The sequence below is a fragment of the Streptomyces sp. NPDC003379 genome (assembly GCF_053589195.1).
Map to the genome: position 1 here is coordinate 325,434 of NZ_JBSFRK010000001.1, position 15,002 is coordinate 340,435.

13 protein-coding genes and 1 riboswitch are annotated in these 15,002 nt (G+C 72.9%); of the genes, 4 read left to right on the forward strand and 9 right to left on the reverse strand.

Going from position 1 to position 15,002, the window contains the following annotated elements; all coding sequences use genetic code 11:
• Positions 1 to 19: 19 nt before the first annotated feature.
• Genes ACWDVB_RS01395 through ACWDVB_RS01410 form a run of 4 tightly spaced genes read right to left on the reverse strand, consistent with a single transcriptional unit; the run spans position 20 to position 3,943 of the window.
• The gene (locus tag ACWDVB_RS01395) at positions 20 to 1,648 is read right to left on the reverse strand and encodes an ABC transporter permease (RefSeq protein WP_451513490.1); all 1,629 of its coding nucleotides are present in this window, start codon (positions 1,646 to 1,648) and stop codon (positions 20 to 22) included.
• A complete protein-coding gene (locus ACWDVB_RS01400) occupies positions 1,645 to 2,535 on the reverse strand; it encodes an ATP-binding cassette domain-containing protein (protein ID WP_451513491.1) in 891 nt (296 codons plus the stop codon). The genes ACWDVB_RS01395 and ACWDVB_RS01400 overlap by 4 nt, the downstream gene beginning before the upstream one ends.
• Complete coding sequence (locus tag ACWDVB_RS01405) at positions 2,532 to 3,371, reverse strand: hypothetical protein (protein WP_451513492.1); 840 nt, start codon at positions 3,369 to 3,371, stop codon at positions 2,532 to 2,534. The genes ACWDVB_RS01400 and ACWDVB_RS01405 overlap by 4 nt, the downstream gene beginning before the upstream one ends.
• Positions 3,368 to 3,943 (reverse strand): RNA polymerase sigma factor, encoded by a 576-nt coding sequence (locus tag ACWDVB_RS01410; protein ID WP_451513493.1) that lies wholly within the window; start codon positions 3,941 to 3,943, stop codon positions 3,368 to 3,370. Before ACWDVB_RS01410 ends, ACWDVB_RS01405 begins: the two co-directional genes overlap by 4 nt.
• 291 nt (positions 3,944 to 4,234) lie before the next feature.
• Here ACWDVB_RS01410 and ACWDVB_RS01415 point away from each other — a divergent pair, with 291 nt between their 5' ends.
• Positions 4,235 to 4,480, forward strand: coding sequence for a hypothetical protein (locus tag ACWDVB_RS01415; protein ID WP_451513494.1), 246 nt, complete (start codon positions 4,235 to 4,237; stop codon positions 4,478 to 4,480).
• Between the two features lie 299 nt (positions 4,481 to 4,779).
• On the opposite strand, the gene ACWDVB_RS01420 is transcribed toward ACWDVB_RS01415, so the two are convergent.
• Entirely contained in the window at positions 4,780 to 5,967 is a 1,188-nt protein-coding gene (locus ACWDVB_RS01420) for a cobalt-precorrin-5B (C(1))-methyltransferase (protein WP_451513495.1), read from the reverse strand.
• Positions 5,968 to 5,984: 17 nt separating this feature from the next.
• Here ACWDVB_RS01420 and ACWDVB_RS01425 point away from each other — a divergent pair, with 17 nt between their 5' ends.
• Positions 5,985 to 6,734, forward strand: a complete 750-nt coding sequence (locus ACWDVB_RS01425; RefSeq protein WP_451513496.1) for a cobalt-precorrin-6A reductase — start codon at positions 5,985 to 5,987, stop codon at positions 6,732 to 6,734.
• Here ACWDVB_RS01425 and cobJ read toward each other — a convergent pair.
• From cobJ to ACWDVB_RS01440, 3 genes are all read right to left on the reverse strand, one after another.
• Entirely contained in the window at positions 6,724 to 8,223 is a 1,500-nt protein-coding gene (gene cobJ, locus ACWDVB_RS01430) for a precorrin-3B C(17)-methyltransferase (protein WP_451513524.1), read from the reverse strand. The two genes, ACWDVB_RS01425 and cobJ, sit on opposite strands and share 11 nt — an antisense overlap.
• Positions 8,224 to 8,288: 65 nt before the next feature.
• Entirely contained in the window at positions 8,289 to 8,915 is a 627-nt protein-coding gene (locus ACWDVB_RS01435) for a precorrin-8X methylmutase (protein WP_451513525.1), read from the reverse strand.
• Positions 8,916 to 8,952: 37 nt separating this feature from the next.
• On the reverse strand, positions 8,953 to 10,323 hold the full coding sequence (locus ACWDVB_RS01440; RefSeq protein ID WP_451513526.1) for a cobalamin biosynthesis protein CobG: 1,371 nt from the start codon (positions 10,321 to 10,323) through the stop codon (positions 8,953 to 8,955).
• A 111-nt stretch (positions 10,324 to 10,434) separates the two neighbouring features.
• Positions 10,435 to 10,560, forward strand: a riboswitch (cobalamin riboswitch).
• 40 nt (positions 10,561 to 10,600) lie between these two features.
• On the opposite strand from ACWDVB_RS01440, the gene cobN reads away from it, so the two are divergent.
• Both cobN and ACWDVB_RS01450 read left to right on the forward strand, forming a co-directional pair.
• Positions 10,601 to 14,212, forward strand: a complete 3,612-nt coding sequence (cobN, locus tag ACWDVB_RS01445; RefSeq protein ID WP_451513497.1) for a cobaltochelatase subunit CobN — start codon at positions 10,601 to 10,603, stop codon at positions 14,210 to 14,212.
• Complete coding sequence (locus ACWDVB_RS01450; RefSeq protein WP_451513498.1) at positions 14,209 to 14,853, forward strand: histidine phosphatase family protein; 645 nt, start codon at positions 14,209 to 14,211, stop codon at positions 14,851 to 14,853. The genes cobN and ACWDVB_RS01450 overlap by 4 nt, the downstream gene beginning before the upstream one ends.
• Here ACWDVB_RS01450 and ACWDVB_RS01455 read toward each other — a convergent pair.
• A complete protein-coding gene (locus ACWDVB_RS01455) occupies positions 14,822 to 14,992 on the reverse strand; it encodes a hypothetical protein (protein WP_451513499.1) in 171 nt (56 codons plus the stop codon). The genes ACWDVB_RS01450 and ACWDVB_RS01455 overlap by 32 nt on opposite strands.
• Positions 14,993 to 15,002 lie beyond the last annotated feature (10 nt).

The following is a 15,002-nucleotide window of genomic DNA, read 5'->3' on the forward strand; positions in this document are numbered from 1 at the left end:
CGGATCGAGGGAGGTGTGGTCATCTGTTGGCGCATGCGCTGTCCTTCTCGGTCGCCGGATCGGTCACCGGGCCGCGGATGCCCAGGAGGTCGGCGGCGCGGGTGGAGGTGGTGTCCGGATCGGTCAGCACCTGCCAGTGCCGGGCAAGTGCCGCCGCCACGTCGTCGGCAGGGCGATCGAGCAGGCGCAGGGCCGTGTCGGTATCTGCGAGTTCCGCGTCCATCGTGGTCAGGGGCCCGAAACCGAAGGTCACGAGCCCACCGAAGTTGCGGTCCATACGGTCGCGGATCGCGGGTGCCGTCTCCGGGGTGGCCTGAGCCGCCAGCCAGAGCGTGACGATGCCCTGCGCCCCGCAGACCAGCGGTTGGTCGAGGGCGGGCGAACCGGTGGAAGGGGTCCGTCCCTGCACGACACGCTGGGCGAAAGCGGTGGCCAGGCCGCTGGTGGCGTCGTTCGCCGCGTCGTCACCGTTGCCCCAGTCGGTGCCGACCACGACAGCGCCCGGAGTGCCCGCGCGGCGGTCGTCCGCGGCCCACTGCTCCACCGGTACATCGTCCTGGCCGAAGCCGCCCGAGGTCACGAAGGGTGTGACGTGTTGGCGTACCGTGTAGTGCCTGTCGCGCGCCGACTCCGGCACGCGGCGCAGAATGCCGTCCGCGACCTCGGACCACTCCTTGCTCCGGTCGAGGAACTCGGGGAAGGCGCAGTACGTGACCTCTTCCCGCCGCACGCACCGCTGGTCCCCGGACGGTGCCGTCGCCGCGCGTTCGCGGGCCGCGGTGACCGAGTCCGGCACGGACCGCAGTTGGGCCGCTCCTGCCCCGAGCGTCCCGACGAGCGCTACGGCCAGCACGGCCTGGACCGGGCGTCGGCCGCCCCGCAGGCCGGAACGCAGCAGTGCGGCAGCGGCGAGCACGACGCTGACGAGGGCGATGTAGAGCAGATGTAGCGCGGCCGGGCGTGCGAGGAGTTCGGAAGGGAGGGAGGCATGGGTGTCGTCCTCGATGGCGATGAGCCCCCACCAGCGCACACCGGAGTGGACGGCCAGTGAGCCCGTGACCGTGGCGACGCCCAGGACCCCGACGGTGATCGGGCCGAGCGCGACCGACCGGGAGACCGTGCCACTCAGCACCGCCAAGGCACCGGCGAACAGCACGAGCACGGGACCGGTCGCGAGCTCGGCTGCGGACGCGGTGCCGACGGCACCGGGCAGCAGCGCCAACCAGAGCGTGCGGAGCCCGGCGAGCACCGCGGCCAGGATCACCGCCGGGAGAACAGCGAGGAGGTGGGCCGCCACCCGCTGCCACCGTTCCAGGACCAGCGCCTGGAACCAGGCGTCCGTGCCGTCCCTGGCGGGCCGCAGGACGGCCAGGTGCGTGGCGAGGAAGGTTCCGGCGGCCACGAGGAGCAACTCGACCTGGAGGTAACGATCTTCGTCGTGCAGTACCGGATAGTCAGAGGATCCCGCGACCACGGTCTCGTAGACCCACAGGCACACACAGAGTGCTGACGAGCCGAGGAGCGCGGGGTGGCGCAGGAGGCGCAGCGCCTCGGACCGGGCGAGGGCGCGCACGGAAGCGGCCGGAGAAGGTGACTCGATGGTGGTTTCGGCGACCGGCCTGATGACTGCGCTCGTGCCGCGGTTCACGCCACGACTCCTTCCGACGACTGCGAGGCGCTCGGCACGGCGGAGGAGTTGAGCAGCAGATAGCCGTCCTCCAGTGTCGGTTCGACGAGCTGCGCACCCTCGGGCGGGGTACCGATGTTGCGGTACGTGCCGTTACCGGTGCGCCAGCCCGCGGCGGCTCGCGGGTCGCGGTCCTGGCTGAACCAGACGCGGCCCCGTGCGACGTCGCAGAGCCCCCGGGGCGTCGCGTCGTGGCGCATCTGCCCGCCCGCGAGTACGACGACACGTCCGCACAGCGCCGCCACGTCCTCCGTCTGATGGGTGGACAGCAGCACGGCACGCCCCGCTCCGATGTCGGCGATCAACTCACGGAAGCGAAGACGCTGTTCGGGGTCGAGGCCCACGGTGGGCTCGTCCAGGATCAACAACTCGGGCTCGCCGATCAGCGCGGAGGCCAAGGCCACCCGCTGACGCATTCCGCCGGAGAGTGCCTTCATCTTCTTCCCGCGTTCGGCGCCCAGCCCCACCGCGTCCAGGACTCGGCGGACCTCCTCGTGCCGGGCGGCGCGCACCGTGTGCTCCTTGAGGATGGCGACGTAGTCGACGAACTCGAATGCGGTGAAGTGTCGGTGGAAGCCCGGTGACTGAGGCAGGTACCCCGTGCGGCGCCGGATCTCCTGCCGCTCTCGTGGGAGCAGCGGGTCCATTCCGAAGACCCGGATCTCGCCTCCGGTCGGCACCAAGGCGGTGGCGAGGGCCCGCAGCAGCGTCGTCTTGCCCGCGCCGTTGGGTCCGAGCAGCCCGGTGACCCCCTTGGACAGGCTCAGGGAAACCCTGTCCAGGGCAAGCGACTTGCCGTACCGGACCGTCAGTTCGCGTACGGAGGCGGTGTCAGGTGATGACATCATGCGCGGATCCCTTTCTCGAAGTCGACGTCGAAGTCGGCGCGCAGCAGCACCAGAACGGTCGCGGAAGCGAGCAGCAGCGCAGCGAGCACCGTCTGCCCGCCGACGGAGAACAGCACTGCGGATTCGCGGGTCAGCGCCACCGACACCAGCCAGGCGAGCCCCGCGGTGACGGCGGCGGGCACGGTGCCGAGGCGGGGCGACAGCACGAGGCTCAGAGCCGTCACCAGGCAGGACGGCAACAGCCAGCCGAACGCGGCGATGCCCAGATGCGGCAGCACGAGCGAGGCGGCGGTCGTCAGCGCCGTGGTGACCGCGAGGACCGCCACGGTACGCAGCATCACCAGCCGGAAGGCGCTGGGCGCGGCCACCTGCCCCAGTTCGTATGCGGGGTCCCAGCGGCGGCCCAGGGACCCCGCGACCCCGGCGGCAGGCAGCAGCGGTGCCACGGCCAGGAAGGGAAGCGGGGTCCCGTCCGGCTGGACCAGGCGCGCGGTGAGCGCCGCGAAGAGGAGTGTCACAACGGTGCCGCACAACCAGGAGAGGCGCAGCGCCGGTGTGGCCGTCAGAACTCGCGCGACGTGGTCGGGGACGCGCAGGGCGAGCAACACCCGTTCCCAGAAGCCGGGTCGGGGCAGATCGACGGCCAGGTCGAGTCGCTGCCACACCCGATCCAGCGCGCCGGCGTCCGTGAAGGGGACGAGGCGTGAGCGGCAGTGCGGGCAGACGTCGAGATGAGGCTCGGCACGGTGACGGGAGTCGGGGGCGAGCGTACCGAGCGCGTATCGGCGCAGCACTTCGCCGGGCAAGTGCACGGGGGTGGTCGGCCGGTCGGTCATCGCTGCTCCCTCTCTTGTCGCTCCTCGCGCGCAAGCTCCTCGCGGAGGTGCTTGCGGGCCCTCATGGCGCGGGTCTTGACCGTCCCGGTGGGCAGGCTGAGCAGCCGTGCGGCCTGACGTGTCGTGAGGCCGTCGAGGACGGTGGCCTGCACGACCTCCCTCAGATCCGGCGCAAGCCGTCCGAGTGCCGCTTGCACCGCCCCGAACTCGCCTGTTTCCAGCGCCTGTTCCTCTGCGGACGGCCGTGGGCTGTGCCGTAGAGCCGCGAGCGCCTGCCGTAGCCGACTCTGCGCACCGTGGACGCGGGCGGCGTCCACGACCCGCCGTGCGGCGATCCGCCACAGCCACCCCGCGAAGTCCCGTACTTCGGGCTGCCGCCCCTCTTCGCACCGGTGCCATACGGCGAGGAACGTGTCCTGGACGATGTCGTCGAGCTGCGCGGCATCCGCGCACCGGTACCGAAGCCGCGCGATCAGCCAGGGCGCATAGCGCCGGTACAACATCTCGAAGGCCGCCCGGTCACGCTCCCGCAGCGCATCCAGCAGCTCGGCGTCAGAGGGCTCCTCCCCCATGCTCACTTCCACGCCTGGTCGTCGGACGACGGGCGGCGACCGGTTCGCGACCTGCATGTGATCCGAGTCACACCACGGTCATCCGGGGGTGCGGCGATTACGGTTCCGCTTCTCCAGGGAGGGCCTGACTCTGGGTGAGCGCGATTCTGGATGACCATTCCAGATGCGAAGTGGGTTATGGAGTTCCACATCATCGAGTGAATTCCACGGTTCCACATACGCCTCTCCAGCCCTTTCTGCATGCCCGCATCGCCTTGCTCGCACATCTGCTCCACACTCACCATGGGCTCCATGGGTACCGCCTCCGCCACCTCGACCGGCGGGATCGGCGCCCAGGCTGCCCCGCCGAGCTGCGTCAAGTCGTGGACCACCACGAACTACGCCTACGCGAAGAGCAGTTGCAATTCGGCCTACACCATCAAGTTTGTCTGGTCGGCCGGTAGGGACAGTGACTGCTTCACCATCAGGAAGGGTGAGCAGTGGCACAGCGAGCGTCCGAATCGGCTTGCAGGATTTGACGGACTGCGCAAGTGCTGATCCGCAGTGTCTGATATAGACACTCTCAGATAAACAGGGAGTGGCTTCCCGAACTCCACCGTCACCGAGCACCTGGCAGAGAACGGAACAGCGTGCATGCCTCAACACGTCGGCGAAGGCGCGGCACCTGAAGCGGATGTGCACGTCGGACAATCCGTACCACCCGGTACCAGGTGACGCTGAGAAAAACGGTTCGCGGGCTGGCCCAACGGCAGTTCACCCGCCGCCGGGTGGGGGCCGTACCGGCCCTTGGGGCCCCTGATCGCGTACGGACCGTGGGCGTGGCTAGACGTGCTCGGTCAAGCAACTGACTTGAGGGCGCTTCGCCCCACCACCGTGCCCGCCCGGTCGATGCAGATGACGTCCACCGCTACCGGGGCGCCCCGCAGCACGCCCAGCGCCTCGTCCCGCGCTGTCGTCGCCACCAGGTCGCCCAGCGGTACGCTCGCCGCCTCGCACAGTCGCAGGGCCTCAAGGCCCGTGTTGGCGGCGGCCACCCGCGTCGCCAGTGCCTCGCCCGCGCCGCCCGCGCGGGCCAGTTCCGCGAGGAAGTTCTTGTCGACCTGGGAGCGCGCCGAGTGGAGGTCGAGGTGGCCCGCCGCCAGTTTCGACAGTTTGGCGAAGCCCCCGCAGATGGTGAGGCGGTCGACCGGGTGGCGGCGTACGTACTTCAGGACCGCGCCCGCGAAGTCGCCCATGTCGAGCAGGGCGTCCTCCGGGAGGCCGTACTCCGCGACGACCGTCTTCTCCGACGTCGAGCCGGTGCAGCCCGCGACGTGCGTGCGCCCGGCCGCCCGCGCCACGTCCACGCCCCGCCGGATCGAGTCGATCCACGCCGAGCAGGAGTAGGGCACGACGATGCCGGTGGTGCCGAGGATCGACAGGCCGCCGAGGATGCCGAGGCGGGGGTTCCAGGTGGAGCGGGCGATCTCCTCGCCGTGGTCGACGGAGACAGTGATCTCCACGTCCGGCGTGGTTCCGGCGCGCTCGGCGACCAGCGCCACGTGGTCGCGCATCATCTGCCGCGGCACGGGGTTGATCGCGGGTTCGCCGACGTCGAGCGGCAGGCCGGGGCGGGTCACCGTGCCCACGCCCGGGCCCGCCTTGAAGACGACGCCCGAGCCGGGCGGCAGCCTCCGTACCGTGGAGCGCACCAGCGCGCCGTGCGTGACGTCCGGATCGTCTCCCGCGTCCTTGACGATGCCCGCCATGGCGTACGCGTCCGTACGCTCCTCGGCGGCGAGCGCGAAGGCGGGCGTCTGGCCCTTGGGGAGCGTGATCGTCACCGGGTCGGGGAAGTCGCCGGTCAGCAGCGCCGTGTACGCGGCCGTGGTGGCCGCCGTGGCGCAGGCGCCGGTCGTCCATCCGGGCCGCAGACCGGTGTGCTTGAGTTGGGCGCTGCGCCCGCCCTTTGCCTCGCCGGACCCGCTGGCCCCGCTTGGCTCGCTTGCCCCGCTCGGCTCGCTTGACTTGCCTGGCTCACTCATGAAGGAAACCGAACTCCGTGCACGTACTGATTCTGGGGGGAACGACCGAGGCCCGCCGTCTGGCGGAGCTGCTCACGGGCGAGGCGGGGCTCCGCGTGACCAGTTCCCTCGCGGGGCGGGTCGCGGCGCCCCGGCTGCCGCCCGGCGAGGTCCGCGTCGGTGGGTTCGGCGGGGCGGAGGGGATGGCGGCGTGGCTGCGGGAGCACCGCGTGGACGCGCTCATCGACGCCACCCATCCTTTCGCCGGAACGATCTCGTTCAACGCGGCGTCGGCCGCCGCCACCACCCATGTTCCCCTGCTCGCCCTGCGCAGGCCCGGCTGGGTGCCGGGTGAGGGCGACGACTGGCATCCGGTCGACTCCCTCGCGCGGGCGGCGCGGGTCCTGCCCGCGCTGGGCGAGCGGGTGTTCCTCACCACCGGGCGGATGGGCCTCGCCGCGTTCGCCGGGGACCCGGAGCTCGACGCTCTCTGGTTCCTCGTACGTTCCGTGGACGCGCCCGAGCCGCCGTTCCCGGCCCGCATGGAGGTCCTCCTCGACCGGGGCCCGTTCACCCTCGACGGGGAGCGGGAGCTGCTGCGCCGCCACCGCGTCGACGTCGTCGTGACGAAGGACAGTGGCGGCGCGGCGACCGCCCCCAAGCTGGTCGCCGCGCGCGAAGCGGGGGTCCCGGTGGTCGTCGTGGAACGGCCCCCGGTGCCGGAGGGGATCCCGTTGGCGGCCACCCCCGAGGAAGCGGCCACCTGGCTACGCCGGTTCAGCCGCTGAGCGCCCCGTCCCCCGCTACGCCCTCGGCCCCGCCCTCCGGATAACGGCGGGGCGTCCACACGATCTGCTCCGCGCCCCCGCGCCGCCGCACGACCCTCGTCTGCGAGGAGCCGACGATCAGCAGCGTCCGCATGTCGACGTCCGCCGGGTCGAGATCGCCGAGCCGCACGACCCGCACGCTCTCCTCGGGTCCGCCGACGTCCCGGCCGAGGACGACCGGCGTGTCCGGCGTCCGGTGTTCGAGCAGCAGTTCGCGCGCCTTGCCCACCTGCCAGGTGCGGCTGCGCGAGCCCGGGTTGTAGAGCGCGAGCACCAGGTCCGCGGCGGCCGCCGCGGCCAGGCGTTCGGCGATGACCTCCCACGGCTTGAGGCGGTCGGAGAGGGAGATGGTGGCGTAGTCGTGGCCGAGGGGGGCGCCCGCGCGGGCGGCGGCGGCGTTGGCGGCGGTCACGCCCGGGAGCACCCGGACCGGGATGTCCTCGTACGCGTCCTGCGAGGCGGCCTCCAGGACGGCCGTGGCCATCGCGAAGACGCCGGGGTCGCCGCCCGAGACGACCGCGACGCGCCGCCCGCGCCGCGCCAGTTCCAGAGCGAACTCGGCGCGTTCGGACTCCACGCGGTTGTCGGAGCCGTGGCGCCGCTGTCCGGGGCGGTGCGGTACGCGGTCGACGTACGTGGTGTAGCCGACCAGGTCGTCGGCGGCGGCGAGCGCGCCGCGCGTCTCGGGGGTGAGCCAGAGGGGGCCGGCCGGGCCGGTGCCGACCACGACGACCTCGCCCCGGCGGTCCGGGGCGGGCTCCGGCGCGGGGCCGCCCGTGAGCGGCGCCACCCGGCTTGGCAGCACCGCCACCGAGAAGTAGGGCACCGAGTCCGGGTCGACGTCGGCGAGTCGGCCGGTGCGCTCGCCCTCCATGGTGGCGCGCTCCACGTACCGCGCCTCGTCGAGGCGGCCGGCGCGCTCCAGGGCGCCGCGCACCTTGCCGAACGTACGGCCGAGCTTCATGACGACCGCCGAGTCCGTCGCCGCGAGGCGCGCGGCCAGCTCCTCCTCGGGGAGGGTGCCCGGCAGGATCGTGAGGACCTCCTCGGCCTCGACGAGGGGTTCGCCGAGGCGGGCGGCGGCGGCGCTCACCGAGGTGACGCCGGGGATCACCTCGGTCGGGTAGCGGTGGGCGAGCCGCTTGTGCATGTGCTGGTAGGAGCCGTAGAAGAGCGGGTCGCCCTCGGCGAGGACGGCGACCGTGCGGCCGGCGTCGAGGTGCGCGGCGAGGCGGGCGGCGGCCTCCTCGTAGAAGTCGTCGAGGGCGCCTCGGTAGCCGCCGGGGTGGTCGGTGGTCTCCGTCGTGACGGGGTAGACCAGCGGCTCCTCGATGTGGTCGCCGCGCAGGTGCTTCGCCGCGATCGAGCGGGCGATGGAGCGGCCGTGCCGGGCCGAGTGGTAGGCGACCACGTCGGCGGCGGCGATGACCTCGACGGCGCGCACGGTCATCAGGGAGGGGTCGCCGGGTCCGAGCCCGACTCCGTACAGCCGTCCTCGCGCGTTGCTCTCGGTGTTCACTCCGCCTCGCTAGCGATCGCGTTGATCGCGGCAGCGGCCATGGCGCTGCCGCCACGGCGGCCGCGTACGACCAGGTACTCCAGGCCGGCGTGGTGTGCGGCGAGCGCGTCCTTGGACTCGGCGGCGCCGACGAAGCCGACCGGGATGCCGAGGACGGCGGCCGGGCGCGGGGCGCCCTCCTCGATCATCTCCAGGAGGCGGAAGAGCGCGGTGGGGGCGTTGCCGATGGCGACGACGGAGCCTTCGAGGCGGTCGCGCCACAGCTCCATGGCGGCGGCGCTGCGGGTGGTGCCGAGCTTCGCCGCGAGGTCCGGGACCGACGGGTCGGTGAGGGTGCAGATCACGTCGTTGCCGGCGGGGAGCCGCTTGCGTGTGACGCCGCTGGCGACCATGTTCGCGTCGCAGAGGATCGGCGCGCCGTCGCGCAGCGCCTTGCGGGCGTCGGCCACCACGCGCGGGCTGAAGGCGAGATCGCGGACGAGGTCGACCATCCCGCAGGCGTGGATCATCCGCACCGCGACCTGGCTGACGTCGGCGGGCAGACCGGCGAGGTCCGCCTCCGCGCGGATGGTGGCAAAGGACTCGCGGTAGATCGCCGCGCCGTCCTTCTCGTAGTCGAACACTGTGCTCTCGCTCATCTCGTGGCCGTTGCTGTCATGATTACGGATGTCGTCGTACGTTCGTACGTGCTGTCGTCACCGTCTCGGTCAAGGTGGCGCCGCTCACGGGCGCCGCCGTGCCGCCGGTACGCACCGTCACCTCGTACCGCCCCTCCCCGGTCGCGAGTACGTCCACCCAGTCGCCGCGCGGATGCCCGCACCGCCGCTCGCAGCCGGACCAGTGGACGGGCAGGCCCCCGGCGCCGGGGACGGCGTCGGCGCGGACGTCGGCGAGGGACTTGCCGCAGCCGGGCCGCCCGGCGCAGGCGCCGACGCCGAGCCAGGGCGATGCGGGGTCGGTGAGGTAGCCGACGTCGGCCAGCGCACGCAGCCGTTCACGCGCCGCCCCCTCGTCGGCGAAGCCCGGGATGACGAAGCCGCGCCAGGGGGTGACCCGGATCTCCCCGCCGGGCGCGGGGAGCAGCGCACGCCACTGCGCGGCGCTCACCCGGCCGAGGGAGGCGCTCACCACGACGGCGTGCCCGACGACACCGGGAGCGGGCGGGGCGCTGCGCACGGGCGGCGCGGATGCGGGCACGACCGTCGAACCGTCGGTCGAAGCGGGGTCAGTCGGCGAGGCGCCCGGCGGCACCGGCACAGCCTCCGCGGCGCCCGGCGGCACCGGCACCCCCGCCAAGCCCGCCCTCGCGAGCGCTCCCGTCAGGTCCACGCTCTGCCCCTCGGGCAGTTCCGTTACCCGCCAGGCGCCGTTGCCCGCCTCGCGGGCCGCGGTGAGGAAGGCGTCGGCCGCGGCGAGGGCGGCGCGCGGGGCGGCGGGGCCCGGCAGGCGCTGGGTCCCGTCCCCGACGCGTACCAGCACCGTGCCGCCCGATTCTGCGATCAAGGTCACATCGCCGCCGAGCCCGGCCACGTCCCCGCGCCCGTCGTCCAGGACGAACAGGAAGCGGCCGGAAAGTGCTGTCGTCCACTCCTCGGCGCACAGGAGCCGGTCCAGCTCACGGGCCCACAACTGCACGTCGGCGTGGCCGAGTCGGTCGAGTCCTGCCAGCGGGGAGGCCACCACGTTCCGGACGCGTTCATGGCGTGCGGAGGGCAGCAGGCCCGCGTCCTGGAGCAGCGCGGCGAGCGCCCCGCCGCAGTCGTCGCCGAGGCCGCGCAGCTCGACGTTGCCGCGTGAGGTGACGCTGAGATTCCCGTCCGCGAAGCGCTCCGCCGCGTCGGCCAGCGCCGCCGCCTGACGGGACGTCAGCAGCCCTGCGGGCAGGCGGAGTCGGGCCAGCGCGCCGTCGTCGGCGCGGTGCAGGCGGAGGGCTCCGGGGCAGGCGTCACCCCGGTCGCGCATCCGCTCACGTATGGGGGGTTCGCCCTGTTTTGTGGAGGTTGCTCGGGTGGGCGGCATGGCGGCGAGCATACCCACGCCGATCCGCCGGGTCGCCTCCCGAGGCGGGCCGTCCCGGCAGGCGGCCGCCCCACCGGAGGTGGGCAGGACTTACTATGCAGGCGGCGGGCCGCCAGGTCCGTCGACGCCAGCGACGGCGTGGGTCCACCAGGACCCTGGGGAGGAAGGCCGGTGCGAATCCGGCGCGGTCCCGCCACTGTGAGCCCCACCGACGTGGGGTGAGCCAGGAACTCCTGCCGTCCATACGACCACCCGGGGCGCGGACACCCCGAGGAAGGCCTGCGCCCGCATGCTTCTGCTGCTGTCGACCTCCGACACCGATCTGCTCAGCGCCCGCGCGGCGGGAGGGCCGGTCGACTACCGGTTCGCCAACCCCTCCCGCCTGGACCTCACCGAGCTGCCCTCGCTCCTCGACGGCGCCGACCTCGTCGTCGTACGCCTCCTCGGCGGCGTCCGCGCCTGGCAGGACGGCCTGGACCAGCTCACCGCCAGCGGCCTGCCGGTGGTCGTGCTCACCGGTGAACAGGCGCCCGACGCCCAGCTCATGGCCTCCTCGACCGTGCCGATCGGCATCGCCGCCGAGGCGCACGCCTACCTCGCGCACGGCGGCCCCGCGAACCTGGAGCAGCTCGCCCGCTTCCTCTCCGACACCGTGCTCCTCACCGGCCACGGCTTCGACCCGCCGGCGCCCGCCCCGTCCTGGGGCCCGCTGGAGCGCACCGCTCGCGCGGTCGAGGGCCCGACCATCGCGGTGCTCTACTACCGCGCCCACCACATGAGCGGCAACACCGCCTTCGTGGACGCCCTGTGCGGCGCCATCGAGGACGCGGGCGCCCGCCCGATGCCGCTGTACGTGGCCTCGCTGCGCGCCCCCGAGCCGGAGCTGATCGACGAGCTGCGCGCCGCCGACGCCATCGTCACCACCGTCCTCGCCGCCGGTGGCACCAAGCCCGCCGAGGCCTCCGCGGGCGGCGACGACGAGTCGTGGGACGCGGGCGCGCTGACCGGCCTCGACGTGCCGATCCTCCAGGCGCTCTGCCTGACCGGGTCGCGTTCGGCCTGGGAGGAGAACGACGAGGGCGTCTCGCCGCTGGACGCCGCGAGCCAGATCGCGGTGCCGGAGTTCGACGGCCGGCTCATCACCGTGCCGTTCTCGTTCAAGGAGATCGACGAGGACGGGCTCCCCGCGTACGTCGCGGACGCCGAGCGCGCGGCCCGGGTCGCCGGTATCGCCGTACGCCACGCGCGCCTGAGGCACATCCCGGCCGCCGACAAGCGCCTGGCCCTCGTCCTCTCCGCGTACCCGACCAAGCACTCGCGGATCGGCAACGCGGTCGGCCTGGACACCCCCGCGTCCGCCGTCGCGCTGCTGCGCAGGCTGCGCGTCGAGGGCTACGACTTCGGTCCCGAGGCCGACATCCCCGGCCTCGTCTCCGGTGACGGCGACGAACTCATCCGCGCGCTGATCGACGCGGGCGGGCACGACCGGGAGTGGCTCACCGAGGAGCAGCTGGCCGCCAACCCCGTCCGCATCCCGGCCGCCGCCTACAAGCGCTGGTACGCGACGCTGCCGCGGGAGCTGCGCGACTCGGTCGAGCGGCACTGGGGGCCGCCGCCCGGCGAGATGTTCCTGGACCGCTCGCGCGTGGGCCAGGGGGGCGACCCCGAGGGCGACATCGTGCTCGCGGCGCTGCGGCGCGGGAACCTGCTCATCCTCATCCAGCCGCCGCGCGGCTTCGGCGAGAACCCCATCGCGATCTACCACGACCCCGATCTGCCGCCGTCGCACCACTACTTGGCGGCGTACCGCTGGATCGCCGCGTCCGCCGACGACGGCGGGTTCGGCGCCGACGCGATGGTCCACCTCGGCAAGCACGGCAACCTGGAGTGGCTGCCCGGCAAGAACGCGGGCCTCTCGGCGGCCTGCGGCCCCGACGCCGCGCTCGGCGACCTCCCGCTGATCTACCCGTTCCTGGTCAACGACCCGGGCGAGGGCACGCAGGCCAAGCGCCGCGTGCACGCCACGCTCATCGACCACCTCGTGCCGCCGATGGCCCGCGCCGACTCCTACGGTGACATCGCGCGCCTGGAGCAGCTCCTCGACGAGTACGCGCAGATCAGCTCCATGGACCCGGCGAAGCTGCCCGCGATCCGCGCGCAGATCTGGACGCTCATCCAAGCCGCGAAGCTCGACCACGACCTGGGTCTGGAGGACCGCCCGGACGACGACGGCTTCGACGACTTCCTGCTGCACGTCGACGGCTGGCTCTGCGAGATCAAGGACATGCAGATCCGCGACGGTCTGCACGTGCTCGGCACCGCCCCGGCGGGCGCCGACCGCGTCAACCTCGTCCTGGCGATCCTGCGCGCCCGCCAGATCTGGGGCGGCACGACCGCGCTGCCCGGCCTGCGCGAGGCCCTCGGCCTCGACGAGTCCGCGGCGACGCGCGTGAGCGCCGACGAGGCCGAGGACAAGGCCCGCGCGCTGGTCCAGGCGATGGACGACGCGGACTGGGACCTCTCCGCGGTCCCCGCCGACCAGGGCGAACAGGTCGCCGCCATCCTGGAGTTCGCGGCCCGCGAGGTCGTCCCGCGCCTCGAGGCCACCACCGCCGAGCTCGACCACGCCGTGCACGCGCTGAACGGCGGCTTCGTTCCGGCGGGCCCCTCGGGCTCCCCGCTGCGCGGCCTGGTCAACGTCCTGCCGACCGGCCGCAACTTCTACTCGGTCGACCCCAAGGCCGTCCCGTCCCGCCTCGCCTGGGAGACCGGCGAAGCCCTCGCCGACTCGCTCATCGAGCGGTACAGGAACGACAACGGCGACTACCCCACGTCCGTGGGCCTGTCCCTCTGGGGTACGAGCGCGATGCGCACGGCGGGCGACGACGTCGCCGAGGCCCTCGCGCTGCTCGGCGTCCGCCCCGTCTGGGACGACGCGTCGCGCCGCGTCACGGGCCTGGAGGCCATCCCGTACGAGGAGTTGGGCCGCCCGCGCATCGATGTGACGCTGCGCATCTCGGGCTTCTTCCGCGACGCGTTCCCGCACACGATCGGCCTGCTCGACGACGCGGTACGCCTGGCCGCCTCGCTCGACGAGCCCGCCGACCAGAACTACGTACGCGCCCACGCCCAGGCCGACCTGGCCGAGCACGGCGACGAGCGCCGGGCCACGACCCGCATCTTCGGCTCCCGCCCGGGCACGTACGGCGCCGGGCTGCTCCAGCTCATCGACTCCCGCGACTGGCGCACCGACGCGGACCTCGCCGAGGTCTACACGGTGTGGGGCGGCTACGCGTACGGCCGCGGCCTCGAAGGCCGCCCGGCCCGCGCCGAGATGGAGACGGCGTACAAGCGCATCGCGGTCGCCGCGAAGAACACGGACACCCGCGAGCACGACATCGCCGACTCCGACGACTACTTCCAGTACCACGGCGGCATGGTGGCGACCGTGCGCGCGCTGCGGGGCACGGCCCCCGAGGCGTACATCGGCGACTCGACGCGCCCCGAGACGGTCCGCACGCGCACGCTGGTGGAGGAGACCTCCCGCGTGTTCCGCGCGCGCGTCGTCAACCCCAAGTGGATCGAGGCGATGCGCCGCCACGGCTACAAGGGCGCCTTCGAACTCGCCGCCACCGTGGACTACTTGTTCGGGTACGACGCCACGACGGGCGTCGTCGCCGACTGGATGTACGACAAGCTCACGGAGACGTACGTCCTCGACCCCACCAACCGGCAGTTCCTCCAGGAGGCCAACCCCTGGGCCCTGCACGGCATCGCCGAACGCCTCCTGGAGGCGGAGTCCCGCGGCATGTGGGCCAAGCCCGACCCGGCGCTGCTCGAAGCGCTGCGGCAGGCCTACCTGGAGACCGAGGGCAATTTGGAGGACGGTGCCGATTCGTGACCGGCGGCGCCGTGCGGTACCTCTATCTCGCCCGGCACGGCGAGGCCACGGACGATGAGAGCGGGCTGACGGACGGCGGGCGTCGGCAGGCCGCTCTTCTCGGGGAGCGGCTTCGGGGCGTGCCTCTCTCCGCGATCCATCACGGGCCGCTGCCCCGGGCCACGCAGACCGCCCGACTGATCGGGGAGCAGCTCGACGGTGTGCCCCTGCACCGCTCCGACGCCGCGGGGGATTACCTCCCGTACATGCCGCTCAGGGAGGAACTGCCCGAGGAGAGCGCCGAGTCGACGCTTCAGCGCCTGGCGCAGTTCCCCGCCGAAGAGCGCGAGGGCGGGCCCGCGCTGGCCCGCGAGGCCCTGGCGCGGTTCACCGGACCGTTGCCCGGGGACGAGCCGCGCCATGAGCTGGTCGTCACGCACAACTTCCTGGTCGGCTGGCTCGTCCGGGACGCCCTCGACGCCCCTCCGTGGCGCTGGCTGGGTCTCAACCACTGCAACGCGGCCCTGACCCTCATCCGCTACACGCCAGGCCGCCCCGCCTCGCTGGTCTTCTACAACGACATGCGGCATCTGCCCGCGGAGCTGCGCTGGACCGGATTCCCGCCCGAGCTCACAGAAGGTGGGGAATCGCGACGTTGTTGACCAACGGGCCCTCGACCGTGACTCCTTCCGTGATCAGCGAGTCGGTGAACACGGGCAGCGGGCCGGGGCCCTCCACTGCGACGACGAAAAGGGCGAGGAGTCCAAGGAGCATGGCGGTCAGGGCGTGACGGTGACGCATAGGGCTGCCT